14 protein-coding genes are annotated in these 20,997 nt (G+C 47.1%); 10 read left to right on the forward strand and 4 right to left on the reverse strand.

Annotated elements, in window-relative coordinates:
- Positions 1 to 256: 256 nt before the first annotated feature.
- The 3 genes from aceE to IE104_RS03785 all read left to right on the forward strand — a co-directional run bounded on the left by aceE (position 257) and on the right by IE104_RS03785 (position 5,899).
- Positions 257 to 2,908 (forward strand): pyruvate dehydrogenase (acetyl-transferring), homodimeric type, encoded by a 2,652-nt coding sequence (aceE, locus tag IE104_RS03775; RefSeq protein WP_189416144.1) that lies wholly within the window; start codon positions 257 to 259, stop codon positions 2,906 to 2,908.
- Positions 2,909 to 3,027: 119 nt separating this feature from the next.
- Entirely contained in the window at positions 3,028 to 4,650 is a 1,623-nt protein-coding gene (gene aceF, locus IE104_RS03780; RefSeq protein WP_189416145.1) for a dihydrolipoyllysine-residue acetyltransferase, read from the forward strand.
- Positions 4,651 to 4,891: 241 nt separating this feature from the next.
- Positions 4,892 to 5,899: an alpha/beta hydrolase gene (locus IE104_RS03785; protein WP_189416146.1), complete on the forward strand. Its 1,008-nt coding sequence runs from the start codon at positions 4,892 to 4,894 to the stop codon at positions 5,897 to 5,899.
- Positions 5,900 to 5,920: 21 nt separating this feature from the next.
- Here IE104_RS03785 and IE104_RS03790 read toward each other — a convergent pair whose 3' ends face one another.
- Positions 5,921 to 6,325: a VanZ family protein gene (locus IE104_RS03790; RefSeq protein WP_229837603.1), complete on the reverse strand. Its 405-nt coding sequence runs from the start codon at positions 6,323 to 6,325 to the stop codon at positions 5,921 to 5,923.
- A gap of 99 nt (positions 6,326 to 6,424) precedes the next feature.
- Entirely contained in the window at positions 6,425 to 7,048 is a 624-nt protein-coding gene (gene mobA / locus IE104_RS03795) for a molybdenum cofactor guanylyltransferase MobA (RefSeq protein WP_189416148.1), read from the reverse strand.
- Positions 7,049 to 7,327: 279 nt separating this feature from the next.
- Between mobA and IE104_RS03800 the strand changes: the two genes are divergently transcribed.
- Positions 7,328 to 8,788 carry a catalase gene (locus IE104_RS03800; RefSeq protein ID WP_189416149.1) on the forward strand — a complete coding sequence of 487 codons (1,461 nt, stop codon included), beginning with the start codon at positions 7,328 to 7,330 and terminating at the stop codon, positions 8,786 to 8,788.
- Between the two features lie 232 nt (positions 8,789 to 9,020).
- On the forward strand, positions 9,021 to 12,368 hold the full coding sequence (locus IE104_RS03805; protein WP_189416151.1) for a CPBP family intramembrane glutamic endopeptidase: 3,348 nt from the start codon (positions 9,021 to 9,023) through the stop codon (positions 12,366 to 12,368).
- Positions 12,369 to 12,530: 162 nt separating this feature from the next.
- Here the strand turns inward: IE104_RS03805 and IE104_RS03810 are convergent, their stop codons facing one another.
- On the reverse strand, positions 12,531 to 14,231 hold the full coding sequence (locus tag IE104_RS03810) for a GMC oxidoreductase (protein WP_189416153.1): 1,701 nt from the start codon (positions 14,229 to 14,231) through the stop codon (positions 12,531 to 12,533).
- A gap of 2 nt (positions 14,232 to 14,233) precedes the next feature.
- A complete protein-coding gene (locus IE104_RS03815) occupies positions 14,234 to 14,827 on the reverse strand; it encodes a gluconate 2-dehydrogenase subunit 3 family protein (protein WP_189416154.1) in 594 nt (197 codons plus the stop codon).
- 257 nt (positions 14,828 to 15,084) lie between these two features.
- Here IE104_RS03815 and pdxH point away from each other — a divergent pair, with 257 nt between their 5' ends.
- From pdxH to IE104_RS03840, 5 genes are all read left to right on the forward strand, one after another.
- Positions 15,085 to 15,729, forward strand: a complete 645-nt coding sequence (gene pdxH, locus IE104_RS03820) for a pyridoxamine 5'-phosphate oxidase (protein WP_189416156.1) — start codon at positions 15,085 to 15,087, stop codon at positions 15,727 to 15,729.
- Positions 15,730 to 15,783: 54 nt separating this feature from the next.
- Positions 15,784 to 16,761: an NAD(P)H-quinone oxidoreductase gene (locus tag IE104_RS03825; RefSeq protein WP_189416157.1), complete on the forward strand. Its 978-nt coding sequence runs from the start codon at positions 15,784 to 15,786 to the stop codon at positions 16,759 to 16,761.
- 176 nt (positions 16,762 to 16,937) lie between these two features.
- Positions 16,938 to 18,653 carry an ABC transporter substrate-binding protein gene (locus IE104_RS03830; RefSeq protein WP_189416159.1) on the forward strand — a complete coding sequence of 572 codons (1,716 nt, stop codon included), beginning with the start codon at positions 16,938 to 16,940 and terminating at the stop codon, positions 18,651 to 18,653.
- A gap of 10 nt (positions 18,654 to 18,663) precedes the next feature.
- Positions 18,664 to 19,446, forward strand: a complete 783-nt coding sequence (locus tag IE104_RS03835; protein WP_189416160.1) for a vWA domain-containing protein — start codon at positions 18,664 to 18,666, stop codon at positions 19,444 to 19,446.
- The gene (locus tag IE104_RS03840) at positions 19,443 to 20,987 is read left to right on the forward strand and encodes a phosphate ABC transporter substrate-binding/OmpA family protein (protein ID WP_189416162.1); all 1,545 of its coding nucleotides are present in this window, start codon (positions 19,443 to 19,445) and stop codon (positions 20,985 to 20,987) included. The genes IE104_RS03835 and IE104_RS03840 overlap by 4 nt, the downstream gene beginning before the upstream one ends.
- Positions 20,988 to 20,997: the final 10 nt, after the last annotated feature.

The following is a 20,997-nucleotide window of genomic DNA, read 5'->3' on the forward strand; positions in this document are numbered from 1 at the left end:
TTCTGCACCTTTATTGTGCCCGTCAGGTCGACACCCAAACGACTCAGGACTGGTAAAAAAACGCCATTTATGTAAGAATTCGGCGTTTTTTTAGTACAACCACAAGGAATTCTTCGCCGCTAACCCAGCAATATCAATGCTTTCAGGGGCGTAGGGCGCGCGAATACCCCAGTTCCAATTCCTATATATAGATACTCTCTATAGACACTATCGCTAAGTAAATATGCGCCACAAGCGCATACCCGAGGAGATTTGAATGCTACAAGATATCGATGCTATTGAAACCAAAGAATGGCTGGACGCCTTAAAGTCAGTTGTGCGACATGCCGGTAAGGATCGCGCAGCCGAATTACTCAAGACTCTGTCTGAATCTGCGGTTAACCAAGGCATTGAACAGCCTTCATCTATTCGTACTCCCTATCGCAACACCATTCCCGTTGAGCAAGAAGTAGACTATCCGGGCGATTTGAAGATGGAGCGCAAAATTCGCTCAATTATCCGCTGGAACGCTATGGCTATGGTAATGAAGGCCAACGACAACGACGAAGGTCTTGGTGGCCATATCGCGTCTTTCGCATCATCTGCGACCTTATATGACGTAGCTTTTAACAATTTCTTCCGCGGTAACGATGGCGATGTGCCAGGTGACTTGGTGTATTTCCAAGGTCACGTTTCCCCCGGTATGTACGCGCGCTCTTATGTAGAAGGGCGTTTGAACGAATCCCATTTGGACAATTTCCGTCGCGAAGTCGATGGCGGTGGTTTGTCCTCTTACCCACACCCATGGTTGATGCCTGATTACTGGCAGTTCCCCACCGTATCTATGGGTTTGGGCCCAATCAAAGCAATTTATCAAGCACGTTTTAACCGTTATATGGAAGCCCGTGGTTTAACGCCAGTAAGCGACCGTAAAGTCTGGGCATTCCTGGGCGACGGTGAGTGTGATGAGCCAGAAAGCCTGGGTGCAATTTCTCTCGCTGCGCGTGAGAAGTTGGACAATCTGATTTTCGTGATTAACTGTAACTTGCAGCGTTTGGACGGCCCGGTACGTGGCAACGGCAAAATCGTGCAAGAGCTTGAAGGTGTATTCCGTGGCGCAGGCTGGAACGTAGTTAAAGTTCTGTGGGGCGCTGGTTGGGATCGCTTGTTAGAGAAAGATAAAACTGGCTTGTTGCAAAAGCGCATGGACGAAGTTGTCGATGGCGAGATGCAAAACTACAAGGCCAACGGTGGTGCTTACACCCGTGAACACTTCTTCGGTAAATATCCTGAGCTGTTAGAGCTGGTTAGCGATATGACCGACCAGGACATCCTTTACCTCGCACGCGGCGGTCACGACGTTAAGAAAGTGTATAACGCTTACCACAATGCCGTTAACACCAAAGGCCAGCCAACCGTAATTCTTGCCCAAACTGTTAAAGGTTACGGCATGGGTTCATCGGGCGAAGCTATCAACAAAACTCACTCGGCCAAGCATTTGGCGGTGGAAGATCTGAAGAAATTCCGCGATCGTTTCGAGTTGCCAATCAAAGATGAAGAATTGGAAGCGCTGCCGTACTACCGTCCAGCAGAAGACAGCCCTGAGATGCAATACATGCGCTCTCGCCGCCATACGCTGAAAGGCTATTTGCCATCGCGTAAAGCGGATTTCGATCCGGTTGTTGCACCGGCGTTAGAGGCTTTTGCTGCGCAGTTGAAGAGCACAGGCGAGCGTGAAATCTCTACCACCATGAGTTTCGTGCGTATTCTGTCTTCTCTGGTGAAAGACAAGCAAATCGGTAAGCAAATTGTTCCAATCGTACCGGATGAAGCCCGTACTTTTGGTATGGAAGGTATGTTCAAAACCATCGGCATTTATTCATCCGAAGGCCAAAAATACACCCCGCACGACGCTGGCCAAATGATGTCTTACCACGAATCTGCCACTGGCCAGATTTTGGAAGAAGGTATTAACGAAGCCGGTTCTATGGCTTCATGGATTGCTGCAGCAACTGCTTACAGCAACTACCGCGTGCCCATGATTCCGTTCTACATCTACTACTCCATGTTCGGTTTCCAACGTATTGGTGACCTGGCGTGGGCGGCGGGCGATTCACAAGCGCGTGGTTTCTTGTTGGGCGCGACTGCTGGCCGTACTACATTGAACGGCGAAGGCTTGCAGCATCAGGATGGTCACAGCCACGTAATGGCAAATACCATTCCAAATTGCCGTACTTATGATCCAACTTACGCTTACGAATTGGCCGTTATCATTCAAGACGGTATCAAGCGCATGTATCAAGACAAAGAGAACGTGTTCTATTACATCTCTTTGATGAACGAAAACTACCAACACCCAGACATGCCTGCCGGTGCTGAAGAAGGCATCGTTAAAGGTTTGTATCTGTTGGAACAAGGTACTGGCAAAGCGAAAAACCGCGTTCAATTGATGGGTGCGGGCACTATCCTGCGTGAAGTGCGTTTTGCTGCTGAAATCTTGCGTAAAGACTTCGACGTTGAAGCTGACGTATGGAGCGTAACCAGCGTGAACGAATTGACTCGCGATGGTCAGCGCGCTACCCGCTGGAATATGTTGAACCCGACTTCTGCTGCGCGTAAGCCATACATTACCCAACAGTTGGAAGGTCGTGACGGTCCATTTGTGATCGCTACCGACAACTTGAAAACCTACTCCGAGCAACTGCGTGCCTATGTTCCTGGCACCTACACCGTGTTGGGTACCGAAGGTTTCGGTCGCAGTGATACTCGTACTCAATTGCGTCACTTCTTCGAAGTTAACCGTTACTTCGTGGTAGTTGCTGCACTCAAATCTTTGGCAGACCAAGGCAAAATCAAGCCTGATGTAGTTGCCAAAGCGATTAAAAAGTTTGGCATTGATCCAAATAAAGTGGATCCAATGAGCGTCTAAAAACTGGCCGCCCTCCCAAAAGGAGGGCTGCTCTGTTTTCAGGGCAAGGCATTTGTATCGAATACAATTTGATCGATTAAATGCTCTATATAAAGAGCAAATTTAAGTGAGGATAAACAGTGGCAATTCAAACAATTAAAGTCCCCGATATTGGTGGCGCAGAAGGCGTTGAAGTTATTGAGATTTCGGTAAAAGTAGGCGATGTAATCGCTGAAAATGATTCCATTCTTGTATTGGAAACCGACAAAGCTTCAATGGAAATCCCTGCCAGTGTGGGCGGTAAAGTTGTCGCTATTAAAGTGAACCTTGGCGATAAAGTGTCTGAAGGCTCTGCCCTGATTGAAGTTGAAGCTGAAGGTGCGGGCGTCGCTACGTCTGCCGCAGCTCCAGCACCTGTTGCCGCACCCGCTGCCGCTCCTGCACCTCAGGCAGCTGCTCCCGCCGCAGCGCCAGCTGCGGCTTCATCAGAAGTTACCTTATCTGTGCCTGATATTGGCGGTGCAGAAGCGGTAGAGGTTATCGAAATCTCTGTAAAAGTTGGTGATGAAGTTGCCCAAGGTGATTCGTTGATTGTATTGGAAACAGACAAAGCCTCTATGGAAATTCCAGCAGAGACTGCCGGTAAAATCCTGAGTATCGCTGTGAAAGTAGGCGATAAAGTTTCTCAAGGTGCTGCAATTGCTGTAGTTGCCAGTGCTGGCGGTGCGCCTGCTCCGGCAGCAGCGCCAGCTACTGCCGCACCAGCTCCTGCAAAAGTTGAAGCTGCGCCAGCACCCGCTGCTGCGTCTACTCCAGCACCAAAAGCGGCTGCAGTTGAAGAAGTTGTTCAAACTGGCGATGTATACGCCGGTCCTGCTGTGCGCAAACTGGCTCGTCAGTTGGGTGTAGACCTTGGCAAAGTAAGTGGCTCAGGCCCACGCAGTCGTTTATTGAAAGATGACGTGCGTAATTATGTCAAGCCAATCGTTCAAGCTGCTCAATCTGGTGCTTCTTTCGGTGGTTCAGGTGTTCCTGCATTACCAGTGATTGATTACTCCAAGTTTGGCGAAATCGAAATCGTCAAAATGAGCAAAATCAAAAAACTGACTGCAGACGCCATGACCCGCAGCTGGTTGAACGTTCCGCGTATTACCCAATTCGACGATGCAGATATCACTGACCTCGAAGCTTTCCGCAACAGCATGAAAGCAGAAGCTGAAAAGCGCGGCAGCAAGTTGACTCCATTGCCATTCATTGTGAAAGCTGTTGCAGCTGCCTTGGTTGCTGAGCCTTCTTTCAATGTTTCTGTGCATCAAGACAACGAAAGCATTGTGCACAAAAAGTTTGTACATATTGGTATCGCAGTAGATACACCAAATGGTTTGTTGGTTCCTGTTGTTCGTAACGCCGATAAAAAAGGTTTGTTTGAACTGGCAGATGAAATCAATGTGCTAGCTAAAAAAGCACGTGAAGGCAAGTTGACTCCAGCCGAAATGCAAGGCGGTTGCTTCACCATTTCCAGCCTTGGTGCTATGGGTGGTAATGGTTTTACACCAATGGTTTCTGCTCCAACTGAAGTAGGTATCCTCGGTGTATCTCGTGCGCAAATGAAACCTGTGTGGAACGGTAAAGAGTTTATTCCGCGCAACATGTTGCCACTGTCATTATCTTACGATCACCGCGCAGTAAACGGTGCCGACGCTGGCCGCTTTATGACTTACTTGACCGGCGTAATTGGCGATTTGCGTCGTCTGTTGTTGTAATAGGTTTTAGGTAAGTTGTATAAAAGGTCAGCACTGCTGGCCTTTTTTGTTTTTGCATTTTTGTTAAGAAGGGAGTCGTCATCCTCGCGTAGCGGGGATCCAGCTTTTGATTTTAGTCTGTTAACAACTGGATCCCCGCTACGCGAGGATGACGACTCCCAAATAAGTTTGATTTACACTTTATAATTAAAAATAAAACATTCGACAGTGGTACTCATTCACCTTTAATGAGAGATTCACTATGCAGTTAAAAAGTAAAACTAACTATTTTATTGTGATGTTCGCATTTCTAATAAGTGCATGCGCCACTCCAGTCATCACACACTTTGATGATCCAACCAACACCTACAACGCACAAACAACCTACCAAAAACTGAAAGGTGATTATCCGTTTATCACTATCGCCAGCACGACTTCACCAGCTACCGTCAAAGAAATTAAAAATATTACTTACGTGCAATACGGTAACCGCGCAATGCAGTTGGATTTGTATCTGCCTAAGCCCTCCACGAAAAAATTAACGCCGGCGATTATCTTTGTTCACTGCGGCGGCTGGAAGCATGGCTATCGCGAAAACTTTACGCCTATGGCAGTCCGCATGGCGGAACAAGGTTATGCAGCGGCAACTATTTCTTATCGGCTATCGCCAGAAGCTCAGTATCCAGCTGCGATTTACGATGTAAAAGCGGCTGTACGTTGGTTGCGAATCCATGCCAAAAAATACGGAGTGGATGCACAACATGTCGCTATTGCTGGCGGTTCTGCGGGGGGACAAATTGCGAGTCTTGTGGGCGTAACTAACGACGAAGAAAAGTTCGATCCTCAAAGGAAATCCGGCAAGGTTTCTAGTGCGGTGCAAGCGATTATTAATATCGATGGTCTTTCAGACTTTACGTCCGAAACTGCATTGAAATACGAAGATGATCCCAAGAAAAATCCGTCGGCAGCGGGAGCGTGGTTTGGTGGGCGCTACTCAGAAAAAACTGAATTATGGAAAGAAGCTTCGCCGATTAATCACGTTTCAAAAAATACACCGCCCATTCTTTTTATTGGCAGTGCCCAAACACGATTCAGTGTGGGGCGAGAGGAAATGATTGCGAAGTTAAAGCCTCTTAGCGTGGATACGCAAGTGGTACTGCTACCAAACGCTCCGCATTCGTTTTGGATGTTTGATCCTTGGTTGGAACCTAGTGTGAAATCGACAGTGGAGTTTTTAAATAGCGAATTTAATTACGTGCCGCAGCGATAGTGTCCGGAGTTTCTGTGCATGTTATTTCACATTCTTATCTACTGTTGGTTGAGCGGTTTGCCAATACAATAATGCTTTAAACCATTTCAATTTCTTCGCTAGAAAGTTTATGAGTAAAAGCCCCAGAATTACTCCGGTAGAGTTTGCACAAATATCGAAAATATCAAAGGTGCGTGGTGGCATAAAGTGCTGGCCAATTTCAATTGCGATGGAATAGATAATTAAAAATGCGGCGCGCTGTAAAAAACTCCAGCGGGGAAATGCAAAACTGATTGAAAACCCTGCCACAAAATAACCAGTGCAATGCATTAACTTATCGTTAAACATAGGCACGGTATTTTCTGGGCTAGGCGTTAAGCCTAAGTAGCTGAATACAAGAAGGACAACAAAAAACTGCAGTAAACAAAGCGCGCGCCAAATCAACATACATACACCATTAACTTAATAATTGAGCGCAGCATAGCATTAAGATATTTGCTGTTCAGTGTGTTGCGTGAGGAAAATAAAATTATTTCGCTTGTGCGGCTATTTTACGAGAGCCGCTAGGGGTTCTGCGGCGTAAAGATCTTGCGGTGTGTTGATATTAAAAAAGGGATCATATTGTTCAGCTTCGAAATCAACCTGAGCAGGATTATAGTTTCTCATCCACTCTTGTAAACGTGGTGCTTCCCCTGAGTTGAGTTGCGTTTCAATCTCTTCTTTTAATGATCTATGCCATAGCGCAAATACCGGATGTGTATTCAGCTTTGAAGTTGCTACTACTAACCTTGAGGGTGAAGATTTGGCTGCTTTTACCAATTCTTCTACCAGATTGGCGGGAAAGAAAGGTGTGTCGGACGCGAAGCTGACGAGCCATTCTGCAGCCGGGGCTTTAGTCTGCATCCAGGTAAAACCGGCATGAATTCCAGCGAGAGGGCCCAGGTTATTCGGGAAAACATCTGCAACTACAGGTAGGCGAGTGCGGGCAAAACGTAGGCTATTGCCATTGGCGTTGAGCAGCAGCTGTGTGACCTGCGGTTGGGCGCGGTCAATAGTGCGCTGCAACAGGGTTTTACCAGCAAGTGGTAGAAGGCACTTATCGCCCCCACCCATACGACGCGCAAGGCCGCCAGCAAGGATAATACCGACTACAGATTCGGATGCTTTCATAAGCGATTCAGGGTACCCAATAGTGAGCTGAGGCGTTTGCCTCTGCCAGTTATACGCCTTTATAGACAACAAAGATGAACCAGAGTTGACTTGGCGTATAAATTTACATTTTTCATGTAAATAGTTTAGCTGTTAGTTGCGGATTTTACTTTTGTTTTGCTATTAAAGTTTATCGCAAAAGCTATCAAACCAATAACATTAATTGATTTTATATTAATGTTGTCGTCTTTTAGTATTTCTTCGTAGTCCACAGCAACCCATAATTGGAAGGGTAATACTATGAGCAATACTAATTTAACAACTTCAGCTGGCGCTCCTGTTGGTGATGATAACAACAGCATCAGCGTGGGGCCTCGCGGTCCACTGACCTTCGATAACCACTATTTATTTGAGAAGCTTGCGCACTTTAACCGCGAGCGTATTCCAGAGCGCGTAGTTCATGCGCGTGGCACGGGTGCGTACGGCCATTTCACTTTGAGCAAGAGTTTGAGCCAATATACCATCGCGGATTTCTTACAACGCGAAGGTGAGAAGACTGAGGTGTTTTTGCGCTTTTCGACTGTAGGTGGCGGTCAGGACTCCAGTGATTATGCTCGTGACCCGCGTGGCTTTGCCGTGAAGTTTTACACTCGCCAGGGCAATTACGATGTGGTGGGTAATAACACGCCGGTGTTCTTTTTGAATGACCCAATTAAATTCCCGGATTTCATTCACTCGCAAAAGAAGAACCCGCAAACCAATTTACCAGACCCGGCAGCGGCCTTTGAGTTTTGGGCGAATCACCCGCAATCCCTGCACCAAATGACGATCCTCATGTCCGATCGCGGTATTCCTTTGTCTTATCGTCATATTCACGGCTTTGGTTCGCACACCTTGAGTTTGTGGAATGAGAAAGGCGAGCGTTACTACGTGAAGTGGCATTTCAAAACCAATCAAGGTATTAAAACTTTGACGGCGGAGGAGGCTGCGACCAAACCAGCATTCGGTGCGCAGCAAGATTTGGTGGATGCTATCAATCGCGGTGACTTCCCTAGCTGGACGGTAAAAATCCAAATTATGACGGAAGCACAAGCGGAGACTTATCACCTCAATCCGTTTGATTTAACAAAAGTTTGGCCGCACAAAGATTTCCCGTTAATTGAAATCGGCCAGCTCGAATTGAATCGCAATGTGCAAAATTATTTTGCAGAAACCGAGCAGTCCGCGTTTGCGCCAAGTAATTTGGTTCCGGGTACAGGTGCATCGCCCGACAAAATGTTGCAAGCGCGTTTGCTGGCTTATCAGGATGCACATCGCTACCGCGTAGGCGTGAATCACAATCAGTTGCCGGTGAATGCACCGCGTTGCCCGGTGAATCATTATCAGCGCGATGGAGCGGCGGCAGGTTGCCCGTTTGGTCACGGTAATAATGGTCAGGGAAATCAGGTGCAAACCAGCGGGACGAATTATTATCCGAATGATCGCGCAGCCCAAGGTTATCCCGCACCTAATCCCGCTTTTAAAGAGCCGCCCTTGCGTTTGAGTCATGCAGTTGCGGATCGATATGATCAATTGAGTGAAGATTATTATTCGCAGGCGGGCGATTTATTCCGCTTGATGACGGATGATCAAAAAAATCAGCTTACTCGCAATATTGCGGGTGGTTTAAAGCAAGCGAATACTTCGATTCAGGAACGCATGCTCGTGCAATTCGCTAAAGCTGATCCCGATTACGCTGCTCGAATCAAAGCGCTTTTGTAATATTTTTGGATGATTTAACTCCGATGTTTTCCCGCTCATGATTGTATGAGCGGGTTTTTTTATTGATGTAAATTCTGCTGAGCGCATCTAGCGTCTTTATCTTCCCGTCCAAAATCTATAGCATCCCCCATCACAGGGCCTCGCTAGTTCCTTGTCGTGCATCATTAACAATAATTACAACAACCTGATTACCCGAGATTCGGGTTAATTCACTTCAGTAGGAAAAAGGATTATGGGGTTATTTTCATTGCAGTCGCGCCGTTTTTGGGTGGTGTTTTTGGCGGCGGCTCTCATCGCACTCTTGGCCGGGCTTCACATAATGTTCAAGAGCCTGCCGGTGCTCAACGTTGATATAGAATTTTCGCGAGCTGAGGCGGTTGCTGCGGCCGAAAGCTTCTCGCAAAAGCAATTTCCTGAACTCAAAACTGACCGCAGCGCTGCTGTGTTTGTGAGCAATCGTGGCTTGCAAAATTATGTTGAGTTGGAGGCGGGAGGTGTTACTGCCTATAACAGCATCATCAACAATGTTGATGCTATGACTCACTACTGGAAAGTGCGCAAATTTTCCGAGAGCCAGCAAAAAGAGTTAACCACCAGCTTTAGTCCCAAAGGAGTGCCTTTATCCTTCTGGCTTACTGTGCCCGATGAGGAGCCTGGCGCTGCATTGGAAGAGGCCGCCGCACGTGAGATTGCCGAGCGCGGCGCACGTGAATTTTTAGGCGAGCGCTTCAACGCTTATAAATCTTTTGAAACGGTTGTGCGCAAGCAAACCTCCGGGCGTGCCGATTATAGTTTTACCTACGAGCATGAATCGCTGAAATTAGCCGAGGCTAAATTTCGTATAGCCATACGTGTTGCGGGCGAGAAGTTGGTCGGCATAGATACAATTAGCCATATCCCTGAAGCCTTCAATCAGCGTTATGGAGAGATGCGTTCGGTAAACGACCAAATTTCGCGTATAGCAAACTTCCTCATGATGGGATTGTGGGGTCTTGGTGGATTGATTGGCGGTGGTATTTGGCTGCACAGACGTCATCAACTGCGATGGAAGCGCGGTTTTTTGCCTGCGTTGTTTGTGGGGAGCGGTATGGCCGCTACCGTTCTTGCTGGCATTCCTATGAGTTGGATGGGCTACAACACAACGATTTCTGCGAGCAATTTTTTATTGCAGCAAGTTGTGGCCGCAGGAACCTTGATGGTGGGTAGCACACTAATTTTTGCAACGATTTATTCGGTGGCCGAAGGTTTATCTCGTCAGGCTTTTGCCAGTCACCCCAAGTTGTTTGATTTCTTTCGCAAACCAGTTGCCGCAACTCCAGAAGCTCTTGGGCGCGTATTGGGCGGCTACGCCAGCGCCGGGTTCTTTCTGCTCTACGCAATGAGTTTTATCGTCTTAAGCCGCAGTATGGGGTGGTGGTCACCCACTGATGCGCAAACAGATCCCAATATCCTCGCCAGCTGGCGCCCGGCATTAGGGCCAATTTTTATGGCGATGCAGGCGGGTACCTGGGAAGAGTGTTTGTTCCGGGCCATACCTTTGGCGCTTGCCGCGATTATCGGAGGTCGCTATGGCATTCGTACGCCGCTCATTATTTTTGTCCTCATTCTACAAGCGCTTATCTTTGGTGGCGCCCATGCTAATTATCCGCAGCTGCCCGGCTACAGTCGCTTGATTGAGTTATTTATTCCCTCCATCTTTTTCGGTTTGGTTTATCTGCGCTTCGGGTTGGTTGTGGGGATGCTCACGCACTTTACCTACGACTTGATACTCATGAGCATGCCGATCTTTGTGTCCAATGATCCGAACCTTCTGATTGATAAAATGTTGGTGGTATTGGTGGGTACTGCGCCGCTCTTGCTGGTGTTGTGGGCACGCTATAAGGCCGGTGCATTTACTCCACTGGCGGCGGAGTGGCGCAATGGTGTGGCAGAGGTACCAAATATCCCTGAACCTGTATCGGCGCCGCAAACTGTGTCGGCAGTGGAGCCTGAGCCGTCTGGCTTAAAACCCATTTACCTAAAGCCAATCTTCCTGTTGCCGGTAGCGCTGATCTGTTTTGCAGTGCTTATTGCGGAGTGGCGTAAGCCCGCGCAAATCGATTGGTTGCAGTATCAAATAACCCGTGCAGAAGCCAAAGCTCTGGCAGAAAAAGAGCTGGCAACGCGCGGCGTAAAACTTGAGGGTGAATGGCATTCTGCAGTACTGACCCATGTCGGCTGGCGTCAACCCATGGATTTCGTATGGAAGGAGACTAATCCAGAAACCTTTAAAGGCCTGGTGGGGCGCTATTTGGATACTCCTTTATGGCAAATCACCTGGAGCAAGTTTGACGGCCCGGTAGAAGGGCGCTCCGAGAAATGGCAAGTCTACCTGCGTGCCGATGGCAGTTTGCACGATGTACTTCATACGCTGCCTGAGGGTGCCGCTGGCGCCAAGCTTACCCGTGAGCAAGCAACGGCTAAAGCGCTAGGCTGGATTGTTGAGCACGGTTGGGGCGATACCAACCAGCTGGAAGAAAAATCCGTAGAGGAAACTGTGCGCCCGGCGCGCAGCGATTGGGCCGTCAAATACATTGATAAAGCGGCGTTCAACCAAAAAGATGGCCAGGCTGTTATCCGCATTACCTTAAATGGCGATGAGGTATCGAGTACTGCTCGCACCATAGATATCCCTGAAAAATGGACGCGTGCCGAAGCTGAAAAGCAGTCCCGCAAAATGCCCTTTAATATCGCGACTGGGTTGGCGGGGTTGGTGCTGATTGCGCTGGCTTTGAGCACCTTCTTCCGTAAGCACACGGGGCGCAAAATCAAAGTTGGCCTTGCGCTGCCATGGATATTATTTAGTACCTTGTCATTCTTGGTGGTATCACTGCTATGGCTTGATGGAGATCTTGTAAATTTCCAACCGACAACGGGTTGGAATCAGCAATTGGCCATGAGTATTTTGTCCAGCGTACTGCAGGTTGCTGTTATTGGTGTATTGATTTTGTTTGCGGCCCAGGCTGTTTATGCTGAGCGCCCCTTGGCGAATGCAACCATCAAATCTGATTATATTCTGGGTGCGAGCATAGCCTTGGTTGTTGCGGGTTTGTATGCATTGGCGAGTTTGGCATTTCCTTCTAAAAATACACCACCAAGCTATGCGGCAGATTGGGGAACCTATCAACCTCTGGTAGCCGTTATTTTTAATGGCTTTAAAGCCTTTATCAAAAAACTCGCAATCATTATTGTGCTGATAGGCGCTGCACGCTTTTTGCAAAGTCGCCTGAAGTTGGCTGTGTTCGTGAGTTTATTTTTGGTTACCACTGTTGGGGTAGTTTTGTCGGCTGATGAAATTGCACCTGCGATTGCCAATCAGGTTTTGATGTTCTTTAGTTTTATTATCATGCTCATGTTAATTCGCCGTAAACAATTAGGCGTGTTGATTGCGATGCTGGGGGTGGGTGTTGCTTTAGGGCAGGCGAACATCGGGAATGCGCTTTATTCCAGCGCTTGGGCACATGCTGCGATTAGTATGATCTGTTGCTTGCTGGTTACCTATGTTTTCTTGCGTCACTGGCATCGCAATAGCGTTTTGTGATGAGCGTATAAGTCGTAAAAAGAGCACTGTGAAATCAGTGTTTTTTTAGGTGAGGAGTTGTATGGGCGTAAAAACTAATAGTTTAATTTTTATTAAAAAAATATAAATAAAAAAACGCCGCTGTGATATCAACACACAGCGGCGTTTTTGTTCGGACTATCCTTAAAGTGCTCCCGCCAACATTTGCTTATGAGCATAATCGACAGCGCGAGCGGTTAACGCCATGTAAGTGATACTGGGGTTCTGCGTTCCAGAACTGGTCATGCAGGCACCGTCAGTGACAAATACATTGGGTACATCATGCATTTGGTTCCATTTGTTGAGCACACTGGTTTTCGGGTCGCGCCCCATACGCGCCGTTCCCATTTCATGGATACAAGCTCCTGGTGCAGTAGCGCTGTTGTACGACGTGATATTTTTACAACCAGCGGCTTCTAACATTTCTACCGCACACTTGACGCCGTCTTCACGCAGCTTATGCTCGTTGTCACGTAGCTTGGCATCAAAGGTGATGAGCGGCATTCCATGTTTATCGGTCTTGCTAAAGTCCAGGTACATGCGGTTCTCGTGATAGGGCAGCATTTCTCCAAAACACGTCATATTCACTCTGTAAGCACCCGGTGAAAAAATCACATCTTTCAATGCAGTACCAATAACGCCTTCCGGCGCATTAGTAATGCGTTGTGCTTCACCCTGATAACCAAAGCCGCGCAAGTAATCTGCCTTTTTAGTTTTTTCATCAATATTAGTAAAGCGCGGGATATAAAAACCCGTTGGTTTACGGCCGGAATAATAAGTATCTTCAAGCCCCGGTAAAATACCGGAAGCGCCCATTCCATAGTGATGATCCATAAGGTTATGGCCAAGTTCACCACTACTGTTACCCAGGCCATTAGGAAATTTCTCCGAGCGGCTATTCAGTAAAATGGCAGTGGTACCGACGGTGCTGGCATTACAAAAAATAATGCGTGCTGAAATATTTAATTGCTTGCCCGTTTCTGCATCTTTAATGCGCACACCCGTTGCCTTGCCACTGGTTGCATCATAAATAATTTCTTGCACTATGCTGTTGGGGCGCAGGGTTAAATTGCCGGTCTCTTGCGCGACTGGCAAAGTAGCTGATTGGCTACTGAAATAAGCACCAAATGGACATCCGCGCCAGCAGCGATTGCGCGATAAACACTGCCCACGCTTACCTTTATGTATTTCCGGTTTGTACTCGCTCAGGTTGGCAACACGCCCTGGCGTAACTACGCGCCCCGGATATTTCTTTGCAACATTTTCACGTAAGTGTTGTTCAGCACAATTGAGTGGAAATGGCTTTAAGAACACGCCGTCAGGAACTTGCTTCAAATTTTCTTTTTGCCCACTTACGCCCACAAATGTTTCAACGTAGGTGTACCAAGGTTCGATATCAGCGTAACGAATTGGCCAATCGACCGCGACGCCCTCTTTTTTGTTGGCTTCGAAATCAATATCACTCCATCTGTAGCATTGGCGTCCCCACATAAGTGAACGTCCGCCGGTGTGGTGGCCGCGAATCCAATCGAAACGTTCATCTTCCTCGTAAGGATATTCGTCGTCTTTATTAATCCACTGTTTGTTTGCTTGTGTAACCCACCAAGCTAAACGATTCTGTTTTGGATAATGTGTAGTAATTTCCGCCTGCGGAACCTTGTCGTTATGAGGAAGATCCCAAGGGTCCATCATCGCCGTAGGATAATCTCCATGTGTCACGTCGCGTCCGCGCTCAAGTACCAGCGTTTTATAGCCTTTAGTGCAAAGCTCCATAGCCGCGAAGCCGCCGCTAATACCAGAGCCAATGACAATTGCATCGTAATCGGTTGTTGTTGTTTTGATCATTTTTAGAGTGCCCACGCTTTATTGTTAACTTCAGCGACTGAAATACAGGGTTTATAAGATCCGGGAATAGGCAGATAATTTAAAAACTTCTCGCCAATTTCTTCCGTCGTTAAGTAATACGCGATGACTTGTTGTTTGAACTCTATCAAGGCTTTTTTTGCGCTTGTTGTGTCATCGCTCTTGTTCAGTTCAAGTGCTTTTAATGCTTCTACTTGAGCCGTTGGTGATAGCTGTAAAAATTGTTGTTGGCCTAGATATTTTTCTAATGCTAACCAATGGGTTTTGTGTGTGGTTTGATAGGTTACATCAAACACTTGGCCCAACATTGAATCGAGTGTGATGTGAACTTTTACATCGGTTGCAGATGGGCTGTCGGTGCGGGGCAAAATGGTGTCCGCCAGCAAGCCAACCAATGCAAATTGCTCGGGTGTAAAAAAGTGCAAATGACTGGAGTTAGGGTTGGTGGGCGTGCCTGTTGTTTTATTTTGTTCAGATGTTTGCTCTGAACACCCCGACAAAATTGCACTCGTTAATGATGCGGATACAGCGCTGCCGGTAATCCAGGCGGTGTACCTGAGAACTTCTCTTCTGTTCATGGGAGGTGGCCTATATTGGTGATGTTTTATTGTTTGGTGTAACTGATAATTGAGCTTTGCTACAAAACGGCTCTCTTATGGTCGATAATTACATAAGGTGTTGAGCGTGTAAATTAGCGGGCAATCAGCTGTGTCAGCTGCGTAAGTAAATCGGTTTATTTGCCCTACAAAAGTCGTGTTAGCATGACACTTCTTAACAGAATGACCTTTCTCTAAAACTATTGGAAGTCTTTCGTAGTTTGTTCTTTGGGGTGAGTATGGATTTACATTTAGAAAACTTTCGCCGCGAGTACACTCAAGGTGGATTGGAACTGGAGGATTTGGCTGCTAACCCTTTTGAGCAGTTTAATCGTTGGATGGAACAGACCATCAAGTCTGGTATTCCTGATCCAAATGCGATGACCATTGCCACGGTTGATGCGTCTGGTCAGCCGTCGCAACGCATAGTGCTGCTAAAAAGTCTCGACGATAAAGGCTTTGTGTTTTACACCAACTTAGGCAGCCGCAAGGCGCAGGATCTAAAACAGAACCCAAAAATCAGTTTGCATTTCCCTTGGTATTTTTTAGAACGCCAAGTAAAAGTGTGTGGCGTAGCTGAACAACTTTCCACCGCAGAAGTTTTAAAATATTTCGTAACGCGCCCACGCGATAGCCAACTCGGTGCCTGGGCATCGCAACAGAGTCGCCCGATTTCATCGCGCGCTTTGTTAATGCAACAATTCGAATCTATGAAAAATAAATTTGCCAAGGGCGAAATTCCTGTGCCCGATTTTTGGGGCGGGTTTCGTGTCAAACCGCATCAAATAGAATTTTGGCAGGGCGGTGAGGCGCGCTTGCATGATCGCTTTGAATACAATTTGCAGCCGGATAATTCTTGGACGATCGAGCGGTTAGAGCCTTAAGCAGCTCGAATCTTAAGTAATAGGAAATCTTAAATAATAGGAGCCTTAGACGTTATGCAAATAATCGGTATGAAAAATCCCGGTACGTCTGATGTGCTCTATCTTGCGAGCGCAGAAAAACCGCAACCTAAATCAGATGAAGTTTTAATTCGCGTTCACGCCGCAGGAGTCAATCGTCCAGATGTTTTGCAGCGTGAAGGTTTATATCCTGCACCGGCAGATGCATCACCCATTTTAGGTTTAGAAGTCGCGGGCGAAATCGTTGCGCTCGGTGAAGACGTTTCAGAATGGAAACTGGGCGATAAAGTTTGCGCTTTAGTAAACGGCGGTGGTTACGCCGAATATGCTGCCGCACCTGCTGCACAATGTTTACCCATTCCCGATAATTTTACATTCGTACAAGCCGCTGCATTACCAGAAACTTTTTTTACCGTGTGGCATAATTTATTTCAACGCGCGCAATTAAAAGCCGGCGAAACCTTGTTAATCCACGGCGGTACCAGCGGCATAGGCACAACTGCAATTCAAGTGACGATTGCCTTTGGTGTAAAAGTATTTGCAACGGCAGGTTCAGTTGAAAAATGCCAAGCGATTGAAAAGCTCGGTGCTGTAGCGATTAATTATCGCGAGCAAGATTTTGTTGCAGAAATAAAATCCAAAACCCAAGGGCAGGGCGCTAACGTCATATTAGATATGGTTGGCGGTGATTATATCCAGCGCAACTTTTCTGCTGCGGCTAAGGATGGTCGAATCGTCAATATCGCTTTTTTAAATGGCAGCAAAACCGAACTGGATTTAATGCCACTCATGTTAAAACGTCTAACGCTCACAGGTTCAACACTGCGAGCACAATCTGCACAAGTGAAGGCGCAAATCGCACAAGAATTAAAACAACAGGTTTGGCCGCTGTTAAATAAGCAAACAAATTTACCGATGATTGATTCCGTGTTTCCATTGCATCATGTGGCACAAGCTCATGAGCGTATGGAATCTGGTAAGCATATTGGAAAAATAATATTGACTGTCATCTAAGAAATGCCAGTTTTTGGTGCAATCTTTTCTGGTGCTTGAGTAGTTGCTTCTCATGAGTGTCGGACGCTTATCAAATTCCCCCTGTTTTTATTGACGGCAAATGTTGCTATTGGTACACATGGCGCCTCAGGAAAAAACAAACAGCTCATTACTATTATCGAAAAAGGAGAACTTGCGTGAAAACTGATTATTCCAGGATGCTGGCAGGCTTGTTGTTATGTCTCACCGCTATGAGCGCGTGGAGTATTGAATACATTACGCCGAAACCCCTGGCAGAAACGCTCAAGGGTTCTGTGGGCACAGTCAAAAACGGTACTCTTGAGCTGCCCATTATTTCCTGGGGAGCGGATATAGCAACTATTCACGCAAATGGTAATGGTATTAGCACTGCACCAGATTCTTTGTTCGGGCAAGCCGGGCTGGATTTCAAACTCGTGCGTGAAGATGTGTTTGCTCGTCAACTCGAAAAATACATGTCTGGTACCACACCTTATTTGCGCGGCACCATGGGCATGATCAATATGGCCAGCGATTTGCTCGCAGGTGATCCACGCACCAAACCTGTTGTTATTGCCAAGCTCTCTGATTCCGCAGGTGGTGATGTATTGGTCGTAAAAGAAGGTATTCGCACAGTTGCAGATCTGCGCGGTAAAACTGTTGCGCTGCAAGCTTACGGCCCGCACCTGGATTATTTAAATCGTTTGCTTAACGATGCAAATTTAACGCTCGCCGATATCAAAGTGAAATGGGTGCGCGATTTAACCGCAAGTGCAAATTCGCCTGCAGAAGCCCTGCGCCAAAAAGATGTAGATGCCGCTTTTGTGATTACTCCCGACGCGCTCGCGCTCACATCAAACGGTACCGTAGGTACAGGTGCTGAAGAATCTGTACGTGGTGCACGCGTATTAGTTTCCACCAAAACTGCCAATAAAGTTATTGTAGATGTGTACGCAGTGCGCGCGGATTATCTCGAGCAAAATCGTGCAAAAGTTGAAGCTTTTGTGTCGGTATTGTTGAAAGCGCAAGAGCAAGTTGCGGTATTGGTAACCAACAGCGGTTCGCAAAAAGCGGAATATCAAAAGCTGATGAAATCTTCCGCTAAATTATTACTGGATTCTGAACAAGCAGTTGCAGATGCCGAAGGTATGTATGCCGATGCTGCACTCGCGTTATTTAACGGCAACAAAGCATTCTTTGCTGGTGCGGGCGAACAGCGCAGTTTTGAGGTGATTGCAAAAGAATCACTTGCAGGTATTAAACAATTTGGTTTGGCGAGCGGGCGCGAATTATTGCGTGCGCAAATGTGGGATTACGGTCGCTTGCAAGCACAAGTGGGCGCTGTAAAAGAAAAGCAAGCGAGCCGCTTCGATCAAAAAGCGGCGACAGCAACAGTAAACCGCATGCAACAACAGGGCGCGTTGCAATCCAATGAGCTTTATTCATTTGAAGTATTTTTTGCACCTAACCAAAACGCATTTACGGCAGAAATGTATAAAGATGCTTTTGATCGCGTTATTGAGTTGGCGGGAACTTATGGCGGTGCACTGATTACAGTAGAAGGCCACAGTGACCCCATGGAGTATTTACGCAAGCGTAAAGCGAATGAATCTGCATTGGTGCTTGGGCAAATCAAACAAGCAGCGCGCAATTTGAGTTTGAGCCGTTCGCAAGCGGTGCGTGATGCAATTTTGCAATACGGGAAATCTAAAAATATTGTGTTGGATGCAAGCCAGTTTGTCACCGTTGGCCACGGAATTGCCATGCCCAAAACGGGCATTTGCGGCGATGAACCCTGTGCACCTAAAACTGAAGCAGAATGGCGTACCAACATGCGGGTAGTTTTCCGTATTGTTCAAGTTGAAGCGGAAGCAGAAGTCTTTAAACCTTTGTAAGGACGCGACCATGAAAAAATTATTAGTAAGTGCGCCGGCGCTATTGCTGCTCGTGGCTTGCGATCAACAGCCTGATAGCAAGCAGGCAATAGAAAATATCCAGGGTCCACAAAATCTGGGACACCTATATGCGGGGAAGCCAACGGAATATACCTGGCCTGTTATTGAACAAGCAGGTGCAATACAAATTTCCGCATCTTTGCTCGCGCAAAATTATTACTTGGTTATTGATGGCTCAGGCTCCATGGATGAGGTAGGTTGCTCAGGTAATCGCAAAAAAATCGACGTTGCAAAAGAAGCGGTAAATCAATTTATTGACAGCATTCCCAAAGATGCCAATGTCGGTTTGCTCGTGTTTGACGATAAGGGAATAGGTGAACGTGTTGCGCTTAGCGTGGATCACGACAGTGTTAAACAGGAAGTGCAAAATATTTCCGCCAATGGCGGTACACCTTTGCTTGAAGCAATGTCGCGCGCCTACAGCGCAATCACTGCGCAAGGGCAGCAGCAATTAGGTTACGGCGAATACCATATGGTAGTGGTGACTGATGGTGAAGCTAATACTGGGCAAGATCCGGGCAGAATTGTTGATACTATTTTGCGTGCAAGCCCAATTACCTTGCACACCATCGGCTTTTGTATTGGCAACGGGCACAGTTTAAATGTACCGGGGCTTACTGACTATCGCGCGGCGAATAACCCTGATGAATTACTTGCCGGTTTGCAAAGTGTGTTGGCTGAATCTGCAGAATATCCCGCTGATAAATTTGACTCTGGCGGAGTAAAACCATGAGTGGTCACGTCAAGGTTGCAATGGGTTTATTTGTGGCGGGTGCACTGGCGTTGTTTGGTTATTGGTTTTGGAATGAAAGAAAAGTTGAAAATGCTTTTTACCAAACATCGGATGCCGCTGGCGCTAAAGATAAAATTCGAATCGCAGTAGATTCATGGGTGGGTTATTACCCTTTATGTTCTGTTGGGCTAAAGCGTCGTTTGCGCGAAGTAGGTTACTCGCTGGAATGTGTGGATGACGGTGCAAATTATCCAGAGCGTATTAATGCGTTGGCGCGTGGTGAATATGATTTCGCGGTAGCCACAGTAGATAGTTATGTGCATGCGGGTGTCGCAGCGCGCTACCCCGGAGTAGTGGTTGCGGTGATCGACGAATCAAAAGGTGGAGATGCCCTGGTTGCGCGCAAAGATAAGCTTGCGTCGATTGACGATTTGAAAAAAGGCAGCCCACACATTGCATTGACTCCCAACTCTCCCAGCGATTATCTAGCTAAATCGCTTTCGGTGCATTTTGGAATTCCAACCCTTGCACGTGGTAAACCCTGGCGTGCAGAAGTTGCAGGTTCAGGCGAAGCCTTAAAAAGTTTGCGTTCAGGCAAAGTGGATGCTGCTGTGTTGTGGGAACCGGATGTAAGCCGCGCGCTGGCCAATGAAAATTATCACCGCATAATTGGTACAGAAAAAACCCAACGTTTAATTGTGGATGTTTTGCTCGCACAGCGTGAGCGCAGTCATGATCAGCCGGAAAAAGTGAAAGTATTCTTACAACAGTATTTTCGCATGTTGAAACAATATCGCGATGACTCAAATTTATTTGAGCAGGAGTTGGCTGATTTTACCAAGCTTAAACCTGCTGAAGTTGCCGTCATGGTTAAAGGAGTGAAGTGGGCGTCGCTTGCTGAAAACGTAGAGTTGTGGATGGCGCACACCGCCGAGGTTCCGTCGCAAGAAGCGTTAATCAGCTCTATTGAATCTGTGGTAGCGGTGCTTAAAGAATATGGTGATCTGGATGCGAATCCTTTACCGGATGGCGATGCTTATAGATTGGTGAACAGCGCATTTGTGCACGGCCTTTATCAGGAAAGTGAAACGGGAATATTCAAGGGTGCGGCTCAGGCCAATCAAAATGCTAATGAATATGCCGAACTTAGCGATGCACAATGGGCTGCGTTGCGTGAAGTGGGTACGCTGAAAATGCGTCCCATCAGTTTTGCATCGGGCAGTGATATTTTGACCATTGAAGATAAAGAGCAGTTAGATCAAATCACAGAAAATTTATCGCATTACCCCAGCTTTCGTGTAGAAATTCGCGGTCATTCCGGCGTGCGCGGTGATGCAGAGGAAAATAAACTTTTGTCGCAATCCCGTGCTGAATCTGTTGCGCGTTATTTGGAGTTGACGCACAACATTCCTACAGCACGTATGCATCCCGTTGGTTTTGGTGGCAGTAAACCGCTTGTGCGTCAGTCTGACGAGTCCGAGCGCGCCTACAATTATCGTTTGCCTCGCGTTGAGCTGGTGTTGTTGGGGGCAGAGTTGTGAGTAAAAAGTT

Origin of the sequence: Cellvibrio zantedeschiae (assembly GCF_014652535.1) — a bacterium.
In the GTDB taxonomy this organism is placed as follows: domain Bacteria; phylum Pseudomonadota; class Gammaproteobacteria; order Pseudomonadales; family Cellvibrionaceae; genus Cellvibrio; species Cellvibrio zantedeschiae.